10 protein-coding genes and 1 pseudogene are annotated in these 21,285 nt (G+C 48.1%); 5 read left to right on the forward strand and 6 right to left on the reverse strand.

The genetic code is table 11. The features are described 5' to 3' along the window. Positions 1-212 precede the first annotated feature (212 nt). The gene (locus BLS03_RS16100) at positions 213-1,340 is read right to left on the reverse strand and encodes an NADH:flavin oxidoreductase (protein WP_093276235.1); all 1,128 of its coding nucleotides are present in this window, start codon (positions 1,338-1,340) and stop codon (positions 213-215) included. 195 nt (positions 1,341-1,535) lie between these two features. On the opposite strand from BLS03_RS16100, the gene BLS03_RS16105 reads away from it, so the two are divergent. Together BLS03_RS16105 and BLS03_RS16110 are read left to right on the forward strand one after the other, a co-directional pair. Next, complete coding sequence (locus BLS03_RS16105) at positions 1,536-1,919, forward strand: winged helix-turn-helix transcriptional regulator (RefSeq protein WP_093276237.1); 384 nt, start codon at positions 1,536-1,538, stop codon at positions 1,917-1,919. A gap of 248 nt (positions 1,920-2,167) precedes the next feature. Next, positions 2,168-3,940: an alkaline phosphatase D family protein gene (locus BLS03_RS16110; protein WP_093276239.1), complete on the forward strand. Its 1,773-nt coding sequence runs from the start codon at positions 2,168-2,170 to the stop codon at positions 3,938-3,940. 112 nt (positions 3,941-4,052) lie between these two features. Here BLS03_RS16110 and BLS03_RS16115 read toward each other — a convergent pair whose 3' ends face one another. From BLS03_RS16115 to BLS03_RS16120, 3 genes and pseudogenes are all read right to left on the reverse strand, one after another. Then, a complete protein-coding gene (locus BLS03_RS16115) occupies positions 4,053-4,544 on the reverse strand; it encodes a GGDEF domain-containing protein (protein ID WP_093276241.1) in 492 nt (163 codons plus the stop codon). After that, positions 4,545-4,754 (reverse strand): annotated as a pseudogene (locus tag BLS03_RS26215) (PAS domain-containing protein); the annotation flags it as partial. Between the two features lie 12 nt (positions 4,755-4,766). Next, on the reverse strand, positions 4,767-5,057 hold the full coding sequence (locus BLS03_RS16120) for a hypothetical protein (protein WP_093276244.1): 291 nt from the start codon (positions 5,055-5,057) through the stop codon (positions 4,767-4,769). Positions 5,058-5,312: 255 nt separating this feature from the next. Between BLS03_RS16120 and BLS03_RS16125 the strand changes: the two genes are divergently transcribed. Together BLS03_RS16125 and BLS03_RS16130 are read left to right on the forward strand one after the other, a co-directional pair. After that, the gene (locus tag BLS03_RS16125; protein WP_093276246.1) at positions 5,313-6,086 is read left to right on the forward strand and encodes a transporter substrate-binding domain-containing protein; all 774 of its coding nucleotides are present in this window, start codon (positions 5,313-5,315) and stop codon (positions 6,084-6,086) included. A 112-nt stretch (positions 6,087-6,198) separates the two neighbouring features. Beyond that, positions 6,199-7,311, forward strand: coding sequence for a succinylglutamate desuccinylase/aspartoacylase family protein (locus BLS03_RS16130; protein ID WP_093276249.1), 1,113 nt, complete (start codon positions 6,199-6,201; stop codon positions 7,309-7,311). A 49-nt stretch (positions 7,312-7,360) separates the two neighbouring features. Here the strand turns inward: BLS03_RS16130 and BLS03_RS16135 are convergent, their stop codons facing one another. After that, on the reverse strand, positions 7,361-8,212 hold the full coding sequence (locus BLS03_RS16135) for a helix-turn-helix transcriptional regulator (RefSeq protein ID WP_093276251.1): 852 nt from the start codon (positions 8,210-8,212) through the stop codon (positions 7,361-7,363). A gap of 116 nt (positions 8,213-8,328) precedes the next feature. Then, positions 8,329-9,198, reverse strand: a complete 870-nt coding sequence (locus tag BLS03_RS16140) for a peptidoglycan DD-metalloendopeptidase family protein (protein WP_218122019.1) — start codon at positions 9,196-9,198, stop codon at positions 8,329-8,331. A gap of 332 nt (positions 9,199-9,530) precedes the next feature. Between BLS03_RS16140 and BLS03_RS16145 the strand changes: the two genes are divergently transcribed. Then, positions 9,531-20,726, forward strand: a complete 11,196-nt coding sequence (locus BLS03_RS16145; RefSeq protein WP_093276256.1) for a tandem large repeat — start codon at positions 9,531-9,533, stop codon at positions 20,724-20,726. Positions 20,727-21,285 lie beyond the last annotated feature (559 nt).

The raw sequence follows: 21,285 nt of genomic DNA on the forward strand, positions 1-21,285 counted from the left end.
GGTGGAGTTAGTTTGTTTTTAAATTACGTTGTTTAACGTCACTTATACGGAGTATATTGAAAGTTAACTACATCAAGCGCTTGAGTGTTCAAGGCTTGAAATTCAGGCCGCAGGTGAAAGGTGAGGTTGAGGGAAGGTGAGGTTGGGAAGAGACAAACAACCAAGCCCGCTTGAGGCGAGCTTGGTTGTGTTAAAGACGAATAGGTAAGTAATTAGACTAAACTACCCAGCGCCGATACTTCGAATTGAGTCAGTTCATCAATACGCTGCTGCTTGACCTTCGTTGCCCAGTTTGGATCGCTGATTAATGCGCGTCCTACAGCAATTAAGTCAAACTCTTCGTTTTCCATACGTTGAATTAGGTTGGCGAAGTTATTGCTGTTGTCTGCACCTTCACCAGAGGTAAACAGCGATAAAAAGTCACGATTTAAGCCAACAGAGCCGACGCTAATGGTCGCTGCACCGGTAAGTTTTTTCGCCCAACCTGCAAAGTTCAGTCCTTGCTCGCCGTCAATATCGGCAAATTCCGGTTCCCAGAAGCGGCGCTGTGAACAGTGAAGAATATCCACGCCCGCTTCAACCAGCGGCAGCAACCAGTCGCTCATTTCATCAGGTGTGTTGGCGAGTTTTGCTTGGTAATCTTGCTGTTTCCACTGGCTGACACGCAGGATAATTGGAAAATCTTCGCCCACTGCGGCGCGCATTGCAGCAATGACTTCTGCAGCAAAGCGAGAGCGCTGTTTGATAGAGAGTCCGTTATAGGCGTCTTTACGCTGGTTGGTTTCAGGCCAGAAGAATTGGTCAATCAAGTAGCCATGCGCGCCGTGAATCTCAAAGGTATCAAAGCCAAGTTGTTTCGCTGCGGCAGCAGATTTAGCAAAAGCTGCAATGGTGTCAGCGATGTCTTCTTCGCTCATGGCGTGGCCAAGTGGATTGTTGGCTGCGTTTAAGCCAGAAGGGCTCTCTTCGCCACCTTCAGGTTTCCAATCTAAATTGGGGTATTGTGTTGCGCCAACGTGCCAAAGTTGCGGCCCCATCGCGCCGCCTGCTTGATGAACAGAATTGATGACGTTTTGCCAACCAGATAGCGCCTTATCACCATAAAAATGCGGAATGCTTGGGTGATTGGCCGCTGCTGGGCGATCCACGACGGTGCCTTCAGACAATATCAGCCCGACGTCACCTTCGGCGCGGCGACGATAATAGTCGGCGACATTTTGCCCCGGGATACCGTCGGTGGCGAAAGTTCGCGTCATCGGCGCCATAACAATGCGGTTTTTTAGCGTAAGAGATTTGAGTTGAAAAGGACGAAATAGTACGTCAGTACTGAGCTTAGACATGAAATCACTCCGAGTTGGAAGCCTTGAAGACTCCATAGTATAATTCATATACCTAGTGTCAATCACGCACTTGGATGTGACTAGGTATCATTGAGGAAACCAGTTGCTTCTAAAGGTTTGATTAACCCTTCGGTCGATTCCCATTTAGGAATTCGCTGAGGCACTTATGCCAGCCAGAAATATCTCGAGGAAACCATGCTTGATACTACGCCTGATTTACCCTGTTTTGATGTCGATTGCCCAACCCGTTTACTGTTTGATCAAATTTCAGACAAATGGTCAATGATGGTGCTGACGCTGCTCAACAATCAGCCGCTGCGTTTTAACGCGATTAAACGCGCGCTGCAGGGCATAACGCAAAAATCGCTTACGCTATGTTTACGCAAATTAGAGCGTAATGGTCTTATCTCACGTCATGTGATTCCAAGCTCGCAAGTGGCGGTGGAGTATCGCATTACCGAACTTGGCACAACGCTTTACAAACCCTTTCGCCAAGTCTACGAATGGCTTGTGATCCATCAAGGCGAGATTGAGCAAGCGCAGCGAGAATACGACCAAAAACAATTGCTGACCGCTTGACGTTTCTCTAGCCGCACGCTGTCGTAAAAGTCTCGATTATTGGCGGTGTGTATCGCCTGTAGCTTGAGGTTTAACCAAATGATGTCATGTATTTATCTTGTATGGCTCATACAAAGGTATGGGTTATTGACACCTATATATGAACGATAAGATGGTTTTTACTTGATTAACGATTATGCAACTTGCTTGTCACATTTATTCCAGACGATTCTAACTCGAAAAGGATGAAGGCAAATAAGGAATGCATAATGAGAAGGTCTATTTCACGACGTCGTTTTATTGAACTTTCCGCCAAAGGATTTGGCACCGCGATTATTTCCTATGGATTAATGGGATGTAACAGCGATAAAGACAGCGACAGCAGCAGTATCTCTGCGACATTTGAACACGGTGTTGCCAGTGGAGACCCAACCAGCGCGGCGGTTATTTTGTGGACTCGAGTAACGCCCGAAACCGATGGCGATGTCACGGTGGGCTGGGAAGTGGCAACCGATGAAGAGTTTAACACCTTAATTACCAACGGTGAGACCACCACCAACAGTGACCGAGATTACACGGTGAAAGTCGACGCCGTTGGGCTCGACTCTGGCACACGTTATTACTATCGCTTTTTTGTCGGTCAAACCCAGTCAACGGTTGGCACCACACTGACGTTGCCACAAGGCGATGTCAGCTCAGTGACTTTGGCTGTGGTGTCGTGTTCCAACTATCCCGCAGGTTATTTTAATGTCTTTGATTTGATTGCCGAGCGCGACGATGTCGACGCTTTATTGCACCTTGGCGATTACATTTATGAATACGCCCGCGGTGAATATGCCAGTGATAACGCCGAAGCGCTGGATCGCCAAGTACTTCCCGCCACGGAATTGTTTAGCCTCAGTGATTATCGTACCCGTTATGCCCAATATCATACCGACAGCAGCTTACAAAAAGCGCACGCCAAGCTGCCGTTTATCACCATTTGGGACGATCACGAAGTGGCCAACGATGCGTGGAAAGAGGGCGCCGAAAATCATAACGATGGTGAAGGCGATTATGATGAACGAAAATCGGTGGCGACTCAGGCGTATTTTGAATGGTTGCCAATTCGCCCTTGGAGCGAAGGTGACCACGAGGACATCTATCGCAGCTTCAGTTTCGGTAACCTTGTTGATTTACACATGCTGGATACGCGCTTGCTTGCTCGCGACGAGCAGCTAAGTTACGACGACTACCTTGATGACGATGGCAATTTTGACGAGGATGGATTAACGGCGGCATTGAGCGATTCAACCCGCACCATGCTCGGCGCCACACAACTTGCTTGGTTACAACAGCAGCTTTCGGCATCGACGGCGACTTGGCAAGTGATTGGTCAACAAGTGTTGATGGGTACCATGACGCTTCCTGCGGCTGTGGCGACTCAACAATTGTCGATAAGCGATTATGCAACGCTTGGGCAATTGGCTCAAATTGCGGCGCGCGTAGCGGCTGGAGACTCGAGTGTCACTGACGAAGAGTCTGCTTACCTAGCGGCAAATCAGGACCTACTGACCGATGAAGTGGTGGCGCTGCTTGAATTGCCTGACATTCCATACAACCTAGATGCTTGGGATGGCTACGCCTATGAGCGTGAAGTGCTGTTGCAGACGATTAAATCTCTTGGCGTGAACGCTGTGGTGCTCGCTGGCGATACTCATAATGCCTGGGCAAACAATTTATCCGATGTTGATGGCGATGCGGTAGCGGTGGAATTTGCCACCAGCTCAGTCAGTTCGCCCGGCATGGAAGAGTATTTGGGCTTTGCCGCCTCTGAAGCTGAAACTTACGAAGCGGCGATTGTTGATATGGTTGATGGACTGCAATACAGCAATTTACTTGAGCGCGGCTATCTACTGGTGCAATTGACAGAAACTAAAGCAAGCGCGACTTGGTATTTTGTCGATACGATTTTGTCCACGGATTATAGTGAACTGACCGATCGTCGCCGCCAAGGGTATATGAGCCTCAACTCCCCTCAACTGGTGATGGTAAGTGAGTAAAAATAGGGCGGATTAGGTAGGTGTAAACTTTTCGCTGTGCTCGGTTTGATAATCCAGTTTGATATGCAGCGTTAGATGCGATGACTCAGTTAAATGTGATAACCAAGGCTCTTTACGAGCCTTTGTTATGGTACATCGCTTGGTCGGCTTGATTGAGCAGTTCGTCTGGTGAGGCGGCGTCGCTTGGGTAAGTCGCGATGCCAATACTGCCTGTCACAGCCAGCAGATGACCTTGGTATTCAATCGGCATGGATAACGCCGTATTGATGCGATTGACGAAAGATGGCTTATTGACGGCATCGAGCCCTTCGACTATCCACACAAATTCGTCGCCTCCGGTGCGAAAAATAAGATCGCTCTTGCGTTTTATACGTTTAAAACGCTGAGCAATATTTTGCAGCAGGTGGTCACCAGCCGCGTGACCGTGGCTATCATTGATGTGTTTAAAATCGTTTAAATCAATCGCAACTACCGCGAGTTGTCGGCGTGGGTTTTCATCGCAGCGCGTCATTGCATCCAGCAGTTCTTGTTCAAGGCACGAGCGGTTACGTAAACCGGTTAGATGGTCATGAGTGGCTTGGTATTGCAGTTGTAGAGCGGTCATTTTTTGCTTAGTGATGTTACGCGCAATGGCATAAACCTGATGAGAATCGCTGGTATAAGGCGTGCAGTTCCAAGAAAACCAATACCAATTGCCTTGCTTGTCGCGATAACGATTCTCAAACTGTTGGGTGTTTTCTCCGCGCTTTAACTTTTTAACTTCCTGCTTAGTGCGTTCAATATCATCCGGATGGACAAAATTTAAAAACGGCTGAGAGGTGAGTTCTTATTCGCTATATCCCAGCAGTTTAACCACCGCGGGATTGACGCGGCTAAAGCATCCATTCATCGCTATGGTGAACTTCATATCGATGGAGTGATTAAAAAACCATTCCCAATCTTGTTTTAACACCTCGTAATCCTTAAGCAGCTGCTCGAATTTATCGATGGCATGTTGCAAATTTTGGCGTGGCTCGGCAAGTTCGGGAGTACGAGTTTCGAGCGCAATCAATTGTTCTAAGTGATCGCGAAAGTGGCTAAGGACTAATGCTTCTTGTTGTTCTAATGTGTTGCGCATAAAGGAGAACCGTCATTGATCTGCTACTAAAAGCGTAGACGGTGACAGGGCGTTTAGCTGCTTAAAATACAACAATGAGTAAAGCTTAAGTCTGTAACTAGGTATTTGTTCGATAGTGGGTGACGCGAGTTGACGCTCAGTCGCGGCGAATCGCTGCACCTTGGCGCGGGTTTACCTCTAGACGCAGCAAAATGGAATGAATAGTATGAATATCTAATTTTAAAGAATAACTATTCATTTAACATGGAAGCCAAAATGAAAAATAACTTACGCGTTGCGGTTTTAGCTGTTTCGACTCTACTTTGCGCCGGGTCTTACGCTGCGTCTGACACGATTCGAATCGGTGTCGATGCGACTTTTCCTCCATTTGAATCGATCAAAGCTGACGGCAGTTTAGAAGGATTTGAGATTGATCTTGGTAATGCCATCTGCGCAGAAATTAAAAAGACATGTAAATGGGTGCCGTATAACTTTGACGGTCTTATCCCTGGCCTAAAAGCGCACAAACTCGATGCGATTTTTTCTTCAATGGGCATTACTGAAAAACGCCGTAAACAAGTGCTGTATACCGATGTGGTATGGACTGGGTTTTCGTCGATGCTAAGTCGCAGCAGTGAAGGTTTGTTGCCGACCGTCGATTCATTGAAAGGTAAAACTATTGGTGTGCAGATGGGCTCGATGCAAGAAGAGTTCGCTCAAAAACGCTATGGTGAACATGGCGTAAACATCAAGATTTATCAAGATCAGGACTCGGTATACACCGATCTGCTGAGTGGTCGTATCGATGCTTCATTTCAAGATATGATTCAAGCGCAATTTGGTTTTATTAACGCCTATAAGAAGAACGGCTACAGCAACCAAAAAGTGGAAGACAAATTACTGCCTGCAGACACCGCGATTGCAGTGCGTAAAAATGATCAAAAACTGGCCGAATTATTGAACAAAGGTCTGAAACTGGTGCATCAGAATGGCACTTACGATCAGATTCAAACAAAATACTTTGGCGATCTAAAACTCTACAGTGAGTAATCGTACTCTATAACGGGCAGGGCGTCCGCGCTGCCCAATTCTGTGTTCCCACTTTGTTACGTGTCAAAGCGCCCAGTATTAAAGCCACGTAATCAATAATTGATAAGTGTCTATGAAACATCAGCAAACGCCCCTCATTTCTCCAGCACCCGGCACCCAACGCGTCGTCGATAGTTTTCATTTTGGCGATCCTAGCTTGGGTAAAAAAGCCTATTTGCAATCATCATTGCACGCCGATGAACTGCCGGGCATGTATGTGCTTTATAAACTTAAGCAGAGCTTAAAATTATTAGAGCAGCAGCATCGCTTGCGAGGCGAAATTGTGCTGGTGCCAGTGGCCAACCCAATTGGCCAGAATCAACATCTGATGGATGTTCATCTTGGCCGCTACGAGCTTGAAAACGGCACTAACTTTAATCGCGGCTACTTAGACACTTATTGCCAAGTGAAAAAACGTATCGCACCAAAGCTAAGCTTGGACGCCGAAGAAAACAAGCACAGCGTGCGCAGTGCCATCAAAGCCGAGCTTGAGGATTGGCCAGTCAAAAATGAATTCGAGTCGTTGCAGCAAGCGTTGCAACTGCTGAGTCATGATGCGGATATCATGCTTGATCTGCATTGCGATTTTGAAGCGGCGCTCCATCTCTACAGTACCGAATATTCCTGGCCTAAAATTGAGCCACTGGCGCGCTTGATGGGCAGCGAGATTAACATGTTGGCCGATGAAACTGGTGGTAATCCATTTGATTCAAGCATCGATATGGTCTGGAAGCGGCTTAAAGACGATTTTGGCGAGAGTATCCCCGATGGCTGCTGCGCCGCGACCGTCGAACTGCGTGGTCAATTGGATGTTAGCGACGACTATGCCGACCAAGATGTGCAAGCGATATTGGGCTATTTGCAGCTAAATGGTTTTATCAGTGGCAAAGCGCCAACACTGCCGGTAATTGAAGCGCCGAGTTGTGAGCTCACCTGCGTTGAAACACTATCCACCAAGCAAGGCGGTTTGTTGGTGCTCAAAGTTGAACCGGGGCAGTGGATTCAAGCTGGGCAAGTGTTTGCTGAAGTGATTGATCCTATCAGCGACAAAGTTGAGCAAGTGATTGCCACCCAAGCTGGGCGAGTGTATTCGCGCAGCAATCGCCGCATGGCGACGGCGGGAATGCTGGTGGGCAATGTTGCAGGCAGCACGCCAATTCGCAGCGGCTATTTACTCGCACCTTGATTTCGCGTTATGAGTAGTTTTTTGTGCGTTATGAATAGTTTTTTGTGCGTTATGAATAGTTTTCCACTGCAGTAAAAATGTGCGGATTGCGAATGTTGCTAGCACTTTGCAATCTGTCCATTATTGGTTTTGGTAAACGCCCTTCATCGATGGCAAATAATCCCACGCCCTTGAGCTTCTCTCTGAGAGAAGTGCTGTGACCAAGCCTTTCAAATACCACTCGCGAGGTAAATGGAATGCGCGAGCTGGTCCCCTGAATCCCCATCGTTAACCCAGACAACAGATCAATCTGACCTTTGGTCGCGCCATAGAGAATGGTCTGCGACACCGCGCGCTGGCAATGTACGCTGTAATCGATGATCTGCAGTCGCTCTCCAAGCAGTATCACAATACCGACGAATTTTCCGATTTCAGCATGCTCTAACATCGCCTGACTGGGCTCAGCTCTTTCATAGAAATGCGAATGGCCAATACCGTTATCGACACGAATTCGCGCAAAGCCTTTACTCACGAAACCATCGTAGGAGGGCGTCATGTAGTAGTAATAATAATCGCCTGCGTAGCGCTCAAGCTCAGCGGCGGAATGGTCAACCATACTTTGCAACTGCTTTTGGTAACGCTTGCCGATAGGACTCGCAGATAACGGTTCAAATGGAAAAGGCGCATGTTGCTTGGTTGACAACAGGCTCGCGAACAGCGATGGCTCGAGAAAAATTTCCTCACTGTCGACACCAAAATAGTCGCAGATTTTGCGCAGGCTCGGCATCGAAGGTTGGCTTTGGCCATTAAGGTATTTGGTAAATTGCTGGCGATTAATACCGATTTTTTTGCAGCATTGGCTGATATTACCGACGTAGCTGCAAAGCAGTCGCAGGTTGTCGGCGAGATGATGTGTGTGCATAAAACGTCACTGTACAACGATTCCGTGGACTTCTTTCTAACACATTTGCGCAGATGAGCAAACGGTGATGCGTTTTATGTCCAGTTTGGCGTCGGTTTTAGGTGTTGATCGCTAGGTTAACGGCGGGTAAGCGACATAGGGTGGGTGGTTTCAAGTTCAGATTTGAGCGCTTCAAAAGTGTCGACTGCGTCTAACGATTGCGCGGTGAGTAATGGCTTTACATCGCCGTATTGACGTTGAGTTTTGGCAAAGTCGATCGGTACGCCATTGTAAATCAGTTCAACGTGCAGGTGTGGGCCAGTGGTGCGTCCGGTATTGCCGGATAAGGCGATCACGTCGCCAACGTTCACGAAATCGCCGCGTTTTACTTTGGTTTTAAGTAGATGCATGTAACGCGACACGATGCCATTACCGTGCTCGATAGTGATGTAGTTGCCCGCAAAGTGGTCATAGCGGGTTCGAATCACTTTTCCTGATGCAATCGCGAGCACTTGAGTGCCAACCGGCGTTGCGTAGTCAGTACCGTAGTGAGGTGCGAGGCGATGGGTGACGGGATGACGCCGTTTTAAACTGAATGACGAACTGATTCGATAATGGTTTTTAAATGGCATTTGCAGCGATTTTAAACTATTAAACTGAAAGCCGTCTTTATCGTAAATATTGTTATCGTAGCCACGATAAACAAAAAATTCTTCGTCACTTTGACGATAATAAAAGGCCCTAACAATAGTTTGGTTATTGGTGTCAATATCCGTTTTAAATGCGAACCAATCACCTTTTGAAGATTTATTTAATACATTGAAGTATTCGGTCGTTAGATCTAAAAGGGACTTTACTTCGTTGCTAGAGACTCCGGTATCTAATACCGAACTGATAAATGAATAATCCACTTGACCGGAAAAAACGGATTTAACTTCTTGCAAAGGTTCGCTCTGTTTTGGCGCCATAGACTCAGCGTCATCGCTCTCAGACCAAAAGAAAGACATACCTTTAGCGGCCGAGGTAGCGAGTAGAAACAAACACAAAATTGACAAAGAAACGGGTTTGAGCATGGTATAAAACTGGTTAAGTGAAAACAGGGTTATGTGCCTTGAAGCGGATTTATTCTATTATTTTTAAAATTATTGTACATCCCGTTTGATATTATTTTATTGCTATTCCTATATAATTGGTTAATTAATCTAATTTGCCATTTTCTTTATTAGTCATTTTAACTATTTAGCCAGTTAATTTGATTATTTCTCTTGTTATTTTGCCAGATTGAGATTTTTGTTCACGCGAATATAATCTCCGAAAAGTTTTTTTCGACGTCTGGATCATGCTAACAAAATACAATAAATATTCCTTTTTAACCGTATTAATAAGTAGTGCTTTATTAACAGCATGTGGTAGTGGTGAAAGTGATAGCTCGCCACCCGCTCGTGCAGAAGGCACTATTTCCGGTTATGTATATGATGCACCCGTCTCGGGAGCTACCGTCTATGTTTGGGAATACGACGACGGCAACATTGGCAGTTTGTTAGCAAAAACCACCACCGACGCATTTGGCCACTATTCGGTTTCGATCGACTCATCTTCTCGTCCTCTGTTGGTTAGCGCTCAAGGTGGTGCTTACGAAGATCCGGTCACCGAAGAAGCGGTTTCCGAAAGTGACGGCAACACCATTCGTCTAGACAGCGTTTTAAACTACTCCGAAGGTAACAGCGAAAGTGTGATGGTAACGCCTCTCACATACCTTGCGGCAGGTTTAGCAGAATATGAAATTAATCAAGGGGCCGATGGTGACACTGCGATCAGCGATGCGCTCTCGACCTTTGAAAATATGTACGGTTTTGATGTTAACGGCACCAAACCGATTAATATCACCACTGGCGGACAGAGCAGTTATGCCACCGACGGTCATAAATATGGCGCGTTGTTGACCGCGTATTCTTCGCTCGCGGCGGATTTAATTGAAACCTATGGCGACAGCGAAGATATCTACACTTCGATGAACCTTGCCTACATCGGTCACCAAGACATCATTGCCGATGGTTTACTCGATGGCCAAGCGATCAACTCATCAACCGGGCTGTCCATGGATCTTTCATTTGGCCAGCTTGAGGTGACCAGCGATCTGTACACCAATACTTTGGCGCAACAAGTGCTTATCGTTGTAAATGACCCAGACCTCAACGTGTCTGGGACTGACGCATCTGACTATGAAAGCTTTAGCGAAAAACTCAATGCCATCGGCGTTTCTGGCGACGAAGGGGTGATTCCGGCGCGCGATGAAGTCACCATTGATGATCAAGCGCCAGAAGCGGAGCGCTCTGACTCTGACACGCTCGCCAGTGAAGACCAAATCGACATTACGTTTACCGATGATATCGGTGTCAATAGCGTAAGCGCTTATCTGCAATACAAGCTTGATGGCAGTTGGTCAGAACTTTATGAGTGCAGCAGCTCAAGTCAGTTTTGTAGTATTGATGACGATGATTTTGTGGTCGGTGAGCGAGAAACCACGGCCCAGATCAATATCGATACCGATGAAATCGACGATGTATCTCGCGATGATGACGGCAATACCGAAGTCACCGCCGCGAGAATTGTGTTATTTACCAGCGACGTACTGGGTAACGAACTGACCTATGGGGTTGATGACGGCATCGATATTGATTTCGAATGGGATAACGAAGCACCCGTTATTGATGTCACCTCGGCCAGTACCATCAATAACTCACTTGATACCTACACCTTAAAAGGTTCGGTTAAAGAAGCGGCGGAAGACATTAGCTCGGTTCAAGTCTCAGTCAATGGCGCAACGGCGGTTGATTTGGATTGTACCAGCACTGTGACAACCACTGGCAGCGCGTGTGCTTTCAGTAAAGATTACACTACTGAAGATGTTTTCACGTCGACAACCACCACTTTCACTATTACCGCGACTGATAGCGAAGGCAATATCGGCGAAGTGACGCACTCCGTCACCCGTGATGATACCAACCCAAGCCAAACCATTACTTATCCAGAAGGGGTGACCTTTAGCTACATCGAAGTCGATGACGACGATGTGCGCAGTGAAGTGTCGGCGGAGTTTAACGAAAGCTCATACACCTCAAGCACAGTGCAAAGTGCGTCTGATTATCTAAAAATCGATTACACCTACGCCAGTAATGGCCTCAAGTCGAGTTTAGACGATGTCGATTTTGCTAACTTCAACGTCAACTTGCTGCAGGAAAACAGCGTCCCTTACGTTAAAGTCGTGGTGAGTGATCCCAGCGATGATTCGGTACTTGGCTCGTCTGCCGAAGATCTCAAGCTGGTGGTGAAATACTACGTCAGTGAAGATAACGACGGCGAATATACGTTGAAAAATACCGTGACCACAGTGGCATCCACCGATACGGTCACCGCCAGCATTCCTCATGAAACACTGGAAGAAGAGGATGACGGTACGGTCAATAGCGTGACCTATTATGTGCCACTGACGAAAGAACTCTTGGGCAGCACGTTCAAATCGGTATCGGAAGACAGCGCTCAGAAGCTGGTGATTTACACTGAAGATGAATCGGAAAACACCAGTGATGAAGAAGTGGTGTATTTCAGAAGTACCTTTGACTTGCCGACCATCACGGTTGTCACGCCATTTATGAACGCCCGCGCGCAGCTCGAAGGCTTGAGCGCTAACGGTTCATTCACCTCCTTAGCAAGTTGTACCACGTCAATGCAAGACGGCGCTTACGATGTGGCAACCTGTGAGTTGACCACCGATGTGGTCAACTACGACTTTATGCGCGTGCGTCTATTAAGCCCGGACACCAGTGATACTTACTACTATCAGTGGCAAGATGACTCCAGCTATAAAACTACCATCGATTTAGGCGATGCTAACCTCGGCGCGTATTTTGAACTCGACGGTTCGCAAACGTTCTACATTACCGAGCTTTCTGTCTATCAAACCGGCTTTTTTGATTACCTCTGGGAGCAGGTTGCGAGCGGCGAAAAAACCGAGGACACCGCCGAGACCATTTTAAGTAAAGTGGAAATCGCGCTGTCATCAGATAGCACAACCAATGGTTCTTTCTTTGGTTTTAATCCAACCACCACGTCTTATGCTACCAACGAAGATCTGGCGGCCACGACGTTTTCAAGTAACAGCACGTTAAGTGATTCTTTCCAGCACCGTTTCCTTGCCGAAGCGATGGTAGGCCTTGCTGATGACACCGCGCGTTATACCTCTGTGGATTGGGCGACGGCGTTTTATGACGACTTTAGCAGCGATGGTAAAGCCGATGGCTATGGCAGCGATGGCGAGCAAATCTCACTTGACGGTGTGTCGCTAAGCGAAGACACCTATCGCCAAGACTTAGCAACCCAATACTACGATTTGGTCACCGAAACTTACGGCGTTGAATCGTATATCGCCCAGCTATACGCCGATGATATTTCAACCGCGCGGCCACTTTTGGGTTCTGACAACATTTTTGATACCGATGGCAGCAGTATTGACGATGATAAACCTTCGCCAAGCGTGTCGGTTGAGTCGGGCAGTACCTACACGGTTAACAATAAAACCTATGTGGCTGGCAGTATCGAAGCGCAAGTGACAATTTCAGACCCATCGGGAATTAAAAGCAGTGGTGATTACGCGCCTCTGATTGAACCTTACTGGTACAACGCGGACAATGAAGAAAGCAGCGCGGATGTCACTATTACTCAAGATACCAGCAACAGCACCAGCTATAAAAAGATCTATGACTTTTCCTTAGATACCGAGTCATCGAACTTCCCAGATATGGTCGAATTCGCTCTGGAAATCAGTGCGATGGACAATAATGAACAAGCGTACGGGTTTGGTAATGACACTTACATTTCGTCTTTGTACGTGGACAACGACTACCCAGTTGCGACCTACGAAACGCCGCTTAATGTCGATGGCGAATCGCTATCAGAAGACACCTATTTGAATACCAACAATATTCAAGAGTTGACGTTTAACATTTCCGATACTGTCGGTGATGTGGCGGACTCTCGTACGTTGACGTTTTACAAAACCTCGGGTGAAAAACAAACTTACAGCTACGACAGTTTTTCCAGTAATGGCGACACCACATTCAAAGTCAACCTGTGTAATGATGAGGGATGTGAAGACAGCGGCGATACTTACATTAACCCGGGCGATGGCGATTGGTTAGTGGTCGTTGGAGCAACCGATAATTTGGGTAACTCGGTAAGTAAATCCACCAGTAACGCGACGCGCTTTAACATTCATATTGACTCAGAAGCGCCAAGCATCGAAGACGAAACATTGGAAACGCGTTTAGGTGGTAACGATACGTGGACACCAGATATCGATTGGGGCGATTTAGCGCCAGGTTCCAATGTGACCATCAAACTAAAGCGCGGTTCTGGGCAAACCACTGAACTCGAAGCTTGCGACCCGGATACCGAATCGTGCACCATGCCGTATCTTATCGGCGATCAACCGGATGTCTCTGTTCAATTGGTGGCAGATGCGTTTGATTACAGTGTCACAAATAAATTCTTAGTCACGGCAGAAGACAGCGCGTATCCAGCCAATACCAGTGATGAAGGCACAATCACATTCCAAGTGGATAACCAAGGCCCAACCATTACGCTGGCGTCACCTTGGGTACAAGATGCCAATTCGCAAGAAAGCTACGTGCTGGGTACCGAATTTACGGTTTACTTCACCTCAGTTGTTGACGATTCAAGCGTCGCGAGTGTTGCTCTCTATCAAGAGGGGAATGACACTGCGCTAAAAACCATAACGCCGACTGATCCAAGCACCACATTTAGTATGGCGCTGGATGAAACGGAAACCAACGAAATTGAGCTTGATGATGACACCATCAAAACCAAGCTCTACGTTGTCGCAACCGATGAATACGGCTTTACCAGCACCACCGAAAGTAAGAGCGTCATGATAGACCGCGACGGTCCGACCATTTCACTGAACAGCTTTAATTCGAGCGATTACTACTTGGGTAACTATGAGTTCACCGCTTCGGCGAAAGACTTAAATACCTCAGGCGTGACATCAAGTGACGGTGTTGAGAGCAACAGCCTAACATACTGGTTCTATACCGACTCTGAGCCTTCGGATGGGGAATCGGGTACTGAACCGAGCGATGGTCAAACCATTGCTATGTCTGATCTGCAAACCGGCGATAATACACTGCGAGTTCAAGCAACGGACACCCGCGGCAATGTCGGCCAGCAAGAGTTTGTTGTGAAAGTGAATAATGCTGCGCCAACAATTAACTCGTTCACGATTACTTACGCGGACGGCACGGCGCTTGGCACCAACAACACAGTGACTTCGTCTGATGATCTGCTGCTGACCATGGATATTGATGACGAAAGTGGCGTCGATACGATTGATGCGACCTACACCTATTCGGGTGAATCGACCAGCAACAGTTTCAGCTTTAGTGAGCAAGATGATGGAACTTGGCAAGCAACGCTGCCAGCCAGCGATTTAGCCAGCGATGGCGACTACGCAATTGCGATTACTGTGTACAACAAAACGCACTATATGGAAGAGAGCGATCGTAAAACCGCGACTCGTTCCGCCACCATCAGTGTGCAGCGTGAAGGGGTGGATCTTTCTATCAGCAGCCCATCGGATTTCCAAAATTACATTGCTAACGAGACATTAAGTGTGGTGTTTAGTATCGATGGTGAAGTGGAACCTGAAACCATCGAGTGTTGGGTGCGTGAAGACTACACATCAAGCACCGCGCCAGATGAAGCGGCAGATTACGAAGATTACGCGTATTCAGGAGAGCAGCACGTATCGCAAGCGCCTTATGGCTGTGATGTCACCACCGATCGCAACATCAGCAGTAACGCGACACTCATCACCCGTGTTACCGGCACCAACGGCAAGCAATCTGTTGAGCTATTTAACTTCAATATGATGGATATCGATGATCCAACCGTTGAAGATGGCGACTCATACAGCTTTACCGGTAGCGAAGTATCTTACGATTCTGATGGCAACAAGACGCTAACCTTTGATTTGAGCTTTAGAGATGATCTGTCTGGGGTTGATCTTGAAGATGAAGACAGCTATCCAACGCTACTGAAAGTAAACGGCAGCGTGTCATTCTCACCAAGCAGTTGTGATGATGAAGCGGTCGGCGTGGTTTCATGTACATATTCAGATTCGTACGACTCACTGATTGACGGCTTAAGCACAGAGCAAAACTTTAAAGTGCGCAATCTTTCAGATAACGCGGGCAACACAGCGGCGGCCCAAGCACTGGAACTGGTGATTCCAAGCGGCAGCCTAGATGTTGAGATCACCAGCCCTGAAACCAGCAGCACCGTGAGTGGTGAGAAACTTGAGGTTGATTTCCGTGTCAGCGTCTATGAAAACTCAGTGTTGCATGACGTAACGGTGAAAGTTGGCGATACCAGCTACAGCTATCTGGATAACAGCAGCATGTTTACCGGTAAAGCGGCTACCTGTGAAGACGACAGTGATTACACCTGTTACACCTTTGAAACCGATCTCGATGACGACGACGATGGTCAAACTTTGAAAGTCAAAGTCACCGCTGAAGATGTATGGGACAAGAACGCCAGCGATTCCGTTTCGGTCTTGGTCGATAACACTGAGCCAACAATCAGTGACGACATAACGGTTACTCAATCAACAGAAACCGATGGCAATGTGCGTTTCCGTTTCGATATCTCAGATACCGGAAGCGGCATTGAAAAAGTGAAATACAGCGTGTTTAACCCACAATATTCAGTGGAAAAAGAGGAAGACGGTGATGGTTCGTCAAAATACTTTGAGCTAACCACAACGCAGCTTGGTACGCTTGAATCTATCACTGTCGATATTACCGCCACCGATGCTGCTGGGCTTTCTACAACCCAACGTGTGGTGGTTGATATTGCATACCCTGAAGTGACGCTTGATTTGGGTGACGATGTTGAAATGGTCAACAGCGCGGTAATTTTGTCCAACGCTACCCAAGAGTTCACTTTGAGCGTTGAAAATGGCGCCACAGTAGATGCTGAAGAATACAGCATTGAACTGGCATCGGATTCGATGACCAATATTGAAGAGTCAGGCAGTTTTAGTGATGAATCGGCAGAGGGCAGCTTTACGCTCACCACTGATAGCCAGGCAACTTATCGCTTGAAAGTGACGGTGACCGACTCGATTGGCCGACAAACCACGAAGTTTATCTACAACAGCAAGAGCTACACCAATACTGGTGTTGAAGCTGTGGTTGACTTTGCGCGGCCAACAATCAGCAGCATAAGCGCGGTACAAAGCTCAACCACGCCATCATCGGGTAAATATACGGTAACGCTTACCGCGGTGGTCAGTGATGCCAACCTAGACAGCGTGACACCAACTTTTGCTAACAGTGATGGCGATACGTTCTCAGCGCAATCATCCACCAGCGATGAAGATACGGGTACTTACACCTTCAGCTATTTGGTCGCTGAGGGAAGTTATACCGCGAGCATCGTTGCAGAAGATGCGGCAGAGCAAACTCGAAGTGCTACGACAACCGTCACGGTGGAAGCGGCGACTGTCCCTGAGCTGACCATTAGCTCGAGCGATTCGAGTACGCTCGCGGGTGGTGACGCTGTCACGCTAACCTTTAGCTTCTCTGAAGAAGTCGAAGACTTTGAATTTTCAGATGTGACGCTAACGGCAAGTGATAGCGGCGATACTGGCTCACTGGACTCAAGCAGTTGGAGCACGTCGGATAACACCACTTGGACAGTGACTTATACCGCGCCAGAAGGTGGCGAACGTGATGTTACTGTTGCGGTAGCGGATGACGCGTATCAAAGTACCAATACCATTTCTGGCCTTGGCGACAGTTTGGTGATTGCAGTGGATGGTGAACTGCCAACGCTTGAAAGCGCAAGCTTTAGCCCGAGCTACCAACAAGTGGGCAGTGATGTCAGTGTCACCTTGACCTTTAGCAAAGCACTTGAAAGTGTCAGTGCGACTTTAGGCAGCACCAGCGTTTCATCTCTGAGCAGCAACGAAGCGGCAACCGTTTGGACTGGTTCAGTTACTGTGCCGAGCACCAGCGAACAGTCGTTAACACTGACAGTATCGGATTACACCGATAGCGTGGGCAACAGTGGTGAAACCAACAGCGACTATTCGCTGCCTGTAACGCCAACCATCACGCTTGCCAGCATCAGCGATGTTAACAGCAGTGGTGCCGCTGCGGTGACGATTTCGGGAAGTACGTTGCGATTCAGCCAGGGTGAAACTCTGACCATTGTTGCCAGTGATACCGAGAGCGCAACCGTGTCAGGCGAGGCGAGTGTCGATTCTGATGGCAACTGGAGCACAACACTTAATGTCAGCAGTCTTGCTGACGGGACCATCAGTGTTGCGGTAAACGGCAGTAACAGCTTAGGCGCTGTGGCTAGTGAAGTGACGGGCAGTTTTACCCTAGAGCAAACTTTGCCTGAGCTGAGCGATTCGAACACCATGATCTCACCAAGCACTGCCGATGAAGGCGATACGGTGACTGTCGCCGTTTCATTTAGCGAAGCGGTCACCGAGCCTGCCAGTTCAACCTTGGGCGGCGCTTCGATCAGCTGGACCACCAGCAATGATGCCAGCATTACTTGGACGGGCACAGTGACTGTACCAAGTGCCGACAACAGTGCGCAGCAGCTGACTTTAATTATCGATGGATTTAGCGATGAAGCGGGTAACAGCGGCGAAAGTACCACCTCATCAAGCTCGCTAATTTTGACGCCAACACTGAGCATTAACAGCCTAAGTGATGTCAACAGCAGCGGCGCCTCGGCCGTGGCTATTTCTGGTGCTTCAACCCGTTTTGCGCAAAATGACAGTGTAAAAGTTGTGGCCGTTGATAGCAGCGACAACAAGGTTGAAGGAACAGCCAGCGTGGATAGCGATGGTAATTGGAGCGTCAGTTTGGATATGAGCTCACTTAGCGATGGCACGATTACCGTGACCGCCAGCGGCAGCAATACTCTAAGCGCGGCGGCAGATGAGGTCAGCACCAGCTTTGAACTTGAGCAAAGCGCGCCAGCGTTAGATGATAGCGAGACGAGCATCTCGCCAAGCAGCGCCAGTGAAGGTGATAGCGTCAGCGTATCGGTAAGCTTTGATAAAGCAGTCACTGAGCCTTCAAGTTCGACCTTGGGCGGCGCATCAATCACTTGGACCTCCAGTGATGAGACGGCGACTACTTGGACGGGCACCGTCACTGTGCCAAGTGCCGATAACAGCACTCAACAACTCGCTTTAGTGATCAACGGCTTTAGCGATGAAGCGGGCAACAGCGGCGAAAGCACCACCTCATCAAGCTCGTTGATTTTGACCCCAACGCTGAGCATCAATAGCTTAAGTGATGTCAACAGCAGCGGCGCCTCGGCCGTGGCTATTTCCGGTGCTTCAACCCGCTTTGCGCAAAACGACAGCGTGAAAGTTGTGGCCGTTGATAGCAGCGACAGCAAGGTTGAAGGAACAGCCAGCGTGGATAGCGACGGTAATTGGAGCGTCAGTTTGGATATGAGCTCACTTAGCGATGGCACGATTACCGTGACCGCCAGCGGCAGCAATACTCTAAGCGCGGCAGCAGATGAGGTCAGTACCAGCTTTGAACTGGTGCAAAGCGCGCCGGCTCTAGATGATAGCGAGACGAGCATTTCGCCAAGCATCGCCAGTGAAGGCGATAGCGTTAGCGTATCGGTCAGCTTTGATAAAGCAGTCACTGAGCCTTCAAGTTCGACCTTGGGCGGCGCATCAATCACTTGGACCACCAGCGACGAGCTAGCGACTACTTGGACGGGCACAGTTACTGTGCCAAGTGCCGACAGCAGTACTCAACAACTCGCTTTAGTGATCAACGGCTTTAGCGATGAAGCGGGCAACAGCGGTGAAAGCACCACCTCATCAAGCTCGCTAATTTTGACGCCAACACTGAGCATCAACAGCCTAAGTGATGTCAACAGCAGCGGCGCCTCGGCCGTAGCTATTTCCGGTGCTTCAACCCGTTTTTCGGAAAATGACAGCGTGAGCGTGGTGGCAACTGACACTGGCGACAATAGTGTTTCAGGCGAAGCGACTGTTGATAACGATGGTAATTGGAGCATCAGTTTGGATATGAGCTCGCTTAGCGATGGTACGATTACCGTGACCGCCAGCGGCAGCAACACTCTAAGCGCGGCAGCAGATGAGGTCAGCACCAGCTTTGAACTGGTGCAAAGCGCGCCAGCGCTGGATGATAGCGAGACGAGCATTTCGCCAAGCACCGCCAGTGAAGGCGATAGCGTCAGCGTATCGGTAAGCTTTGATAAAGCGGTGACAGAGCCTGCCAGTTCAACCCTAGGGGGCGCATCAATCACTTGGACCACCAGTGACGAGCTAACGACTACTTGGACGGGCACCGTCACTGTGCCAAGTACCGACAGCGACACGCAGCAGCTGACTTTAATTATCGATGGCTTTAGCGATGAAGCGGGTAACAGCGGTGAAAGCACCACCTCGTCAAGCTCGTTGATTTTAACCCCGACGCTGAGCATCAACAGCTTAAGTGATGTCAACAGCAGCAGCGCCTCGGCCGTGGCTATTTCTGGTGCTTCAACCCGTTTTGCGGAAAATGACAGCGTGAGCGTGGTTGCGAAAGACACTGACGACAACAGTGTTTCAGGCGATGCCAGTGTGGATAGCGACGGTAATTGGAGCATCAGTTTGGATGTAAGCTCGCTTAGCGATGGTACGATTACCGTGACCGCTAGCGGCAGCAATACTCTAAGCGCAGCAGCAGATGAGGTCAGCACCAGCTTTGAACTTGAGCAAAGCGCGCCAGCGTTAGATGATAGCGAGACGAGCATTTCGCCAAGCACCGCCAGTGAAGGTGATAGCGTCAGCGTATCGGTTAGCTTTGATAAAGCAGTCACTGAGCCTTCAAGTTCAACGCTTGGTAGCGAGAGCATTGTTTGGAACGAAACCGGTACCAATCAAACTTGGACGGGCACGATTACCGTTTCTGCCAGCGATGCACAGTCAGATGAGCTGACGTTAACCGTTGCAGGCTATAGCGATGAGGTAGGTAATAGCGGTGAAAGTACTGCCTCATCGAAAACCTTGGTGATAACACCGACGCTCGCCATTGATGCCCATGACGATGTCGGTAGCAGCGACGCAGCCAGCGTGCAAATTACGGGGTCGAGTAGTCACTTTGACCAGGATATTGATCTCACCATAGTGGCAAGCGATGAATCTGGCGCATCCGTGAGTGGCACTGCAAGTGTGCTCAGTGATGGCACTTGGAGTGTGAGTTTCGATCTCAGCGGCTTAGAGGATGGCACCATTACTATTACGGCCAACGGTACCAACCAACTTGATGTAAGTGCGGAAGAGGCGAGTAGTACGCTTATTTTAGATACCAGTGATGTGGTGGCGTTAATTCAAACGCCTTCGCTCAACATGGCAACGAAATTGGATATTTCGTCTGCCAAATGGTTATTAGCGGCATAATCGAAAGGCGAGCGAAAGCTCGCCTTTTTTGTCTCTCGATAAATATAATGAGATCTGTGTAACAGTTTAAATAAAATAATATCCGCCACAACTCACAGCAATAGCGCAAATGATAGGTAAATAAGTGCGAATAACTAAGCTTGCCGACTAAGTATATCCAAGCTTTTATTTATAAAGTGATTACGCAGGTTTCTTGGTGGGTATCTGTCAGATTGCGTGAAATATCGATTGATATATAGTGCAGCCACTCGCTCTATCGCAGAGTGACGTCCTGCTTCGGCAGCTACGGCTGCCGCGTTTTGGTAGCTAAATTTGATTGAAGACCAAGTGCTTACAATTACACAAGAGTTAGTTACATTTAATGTGGGAACGCGGTTTCCCACATTCTTTTTTCCGCCAAATTCACACCTTTCGTTATTTATACAAAACATTGAACGGTAATTTTATTTATTGAATTATCACTAATACAACCTGCAAAATAACACCTAAACTTCAGGTTGAAGCGTTGAAAAAATATCAGTAGAATTCATCCACCAAATCGAATACCTAAGCCTTATCA

The organism is Vibrio xiamenensis (assembly GCF_900100015.1).
In the GTDB taxonomy this organism is placed as follows: Bacteria; Pseudomonadota; Gammaproteobacteria; order Enterobacterales; family Vibrionaceae; genus Vibrio; species Vibrio xiamenensis.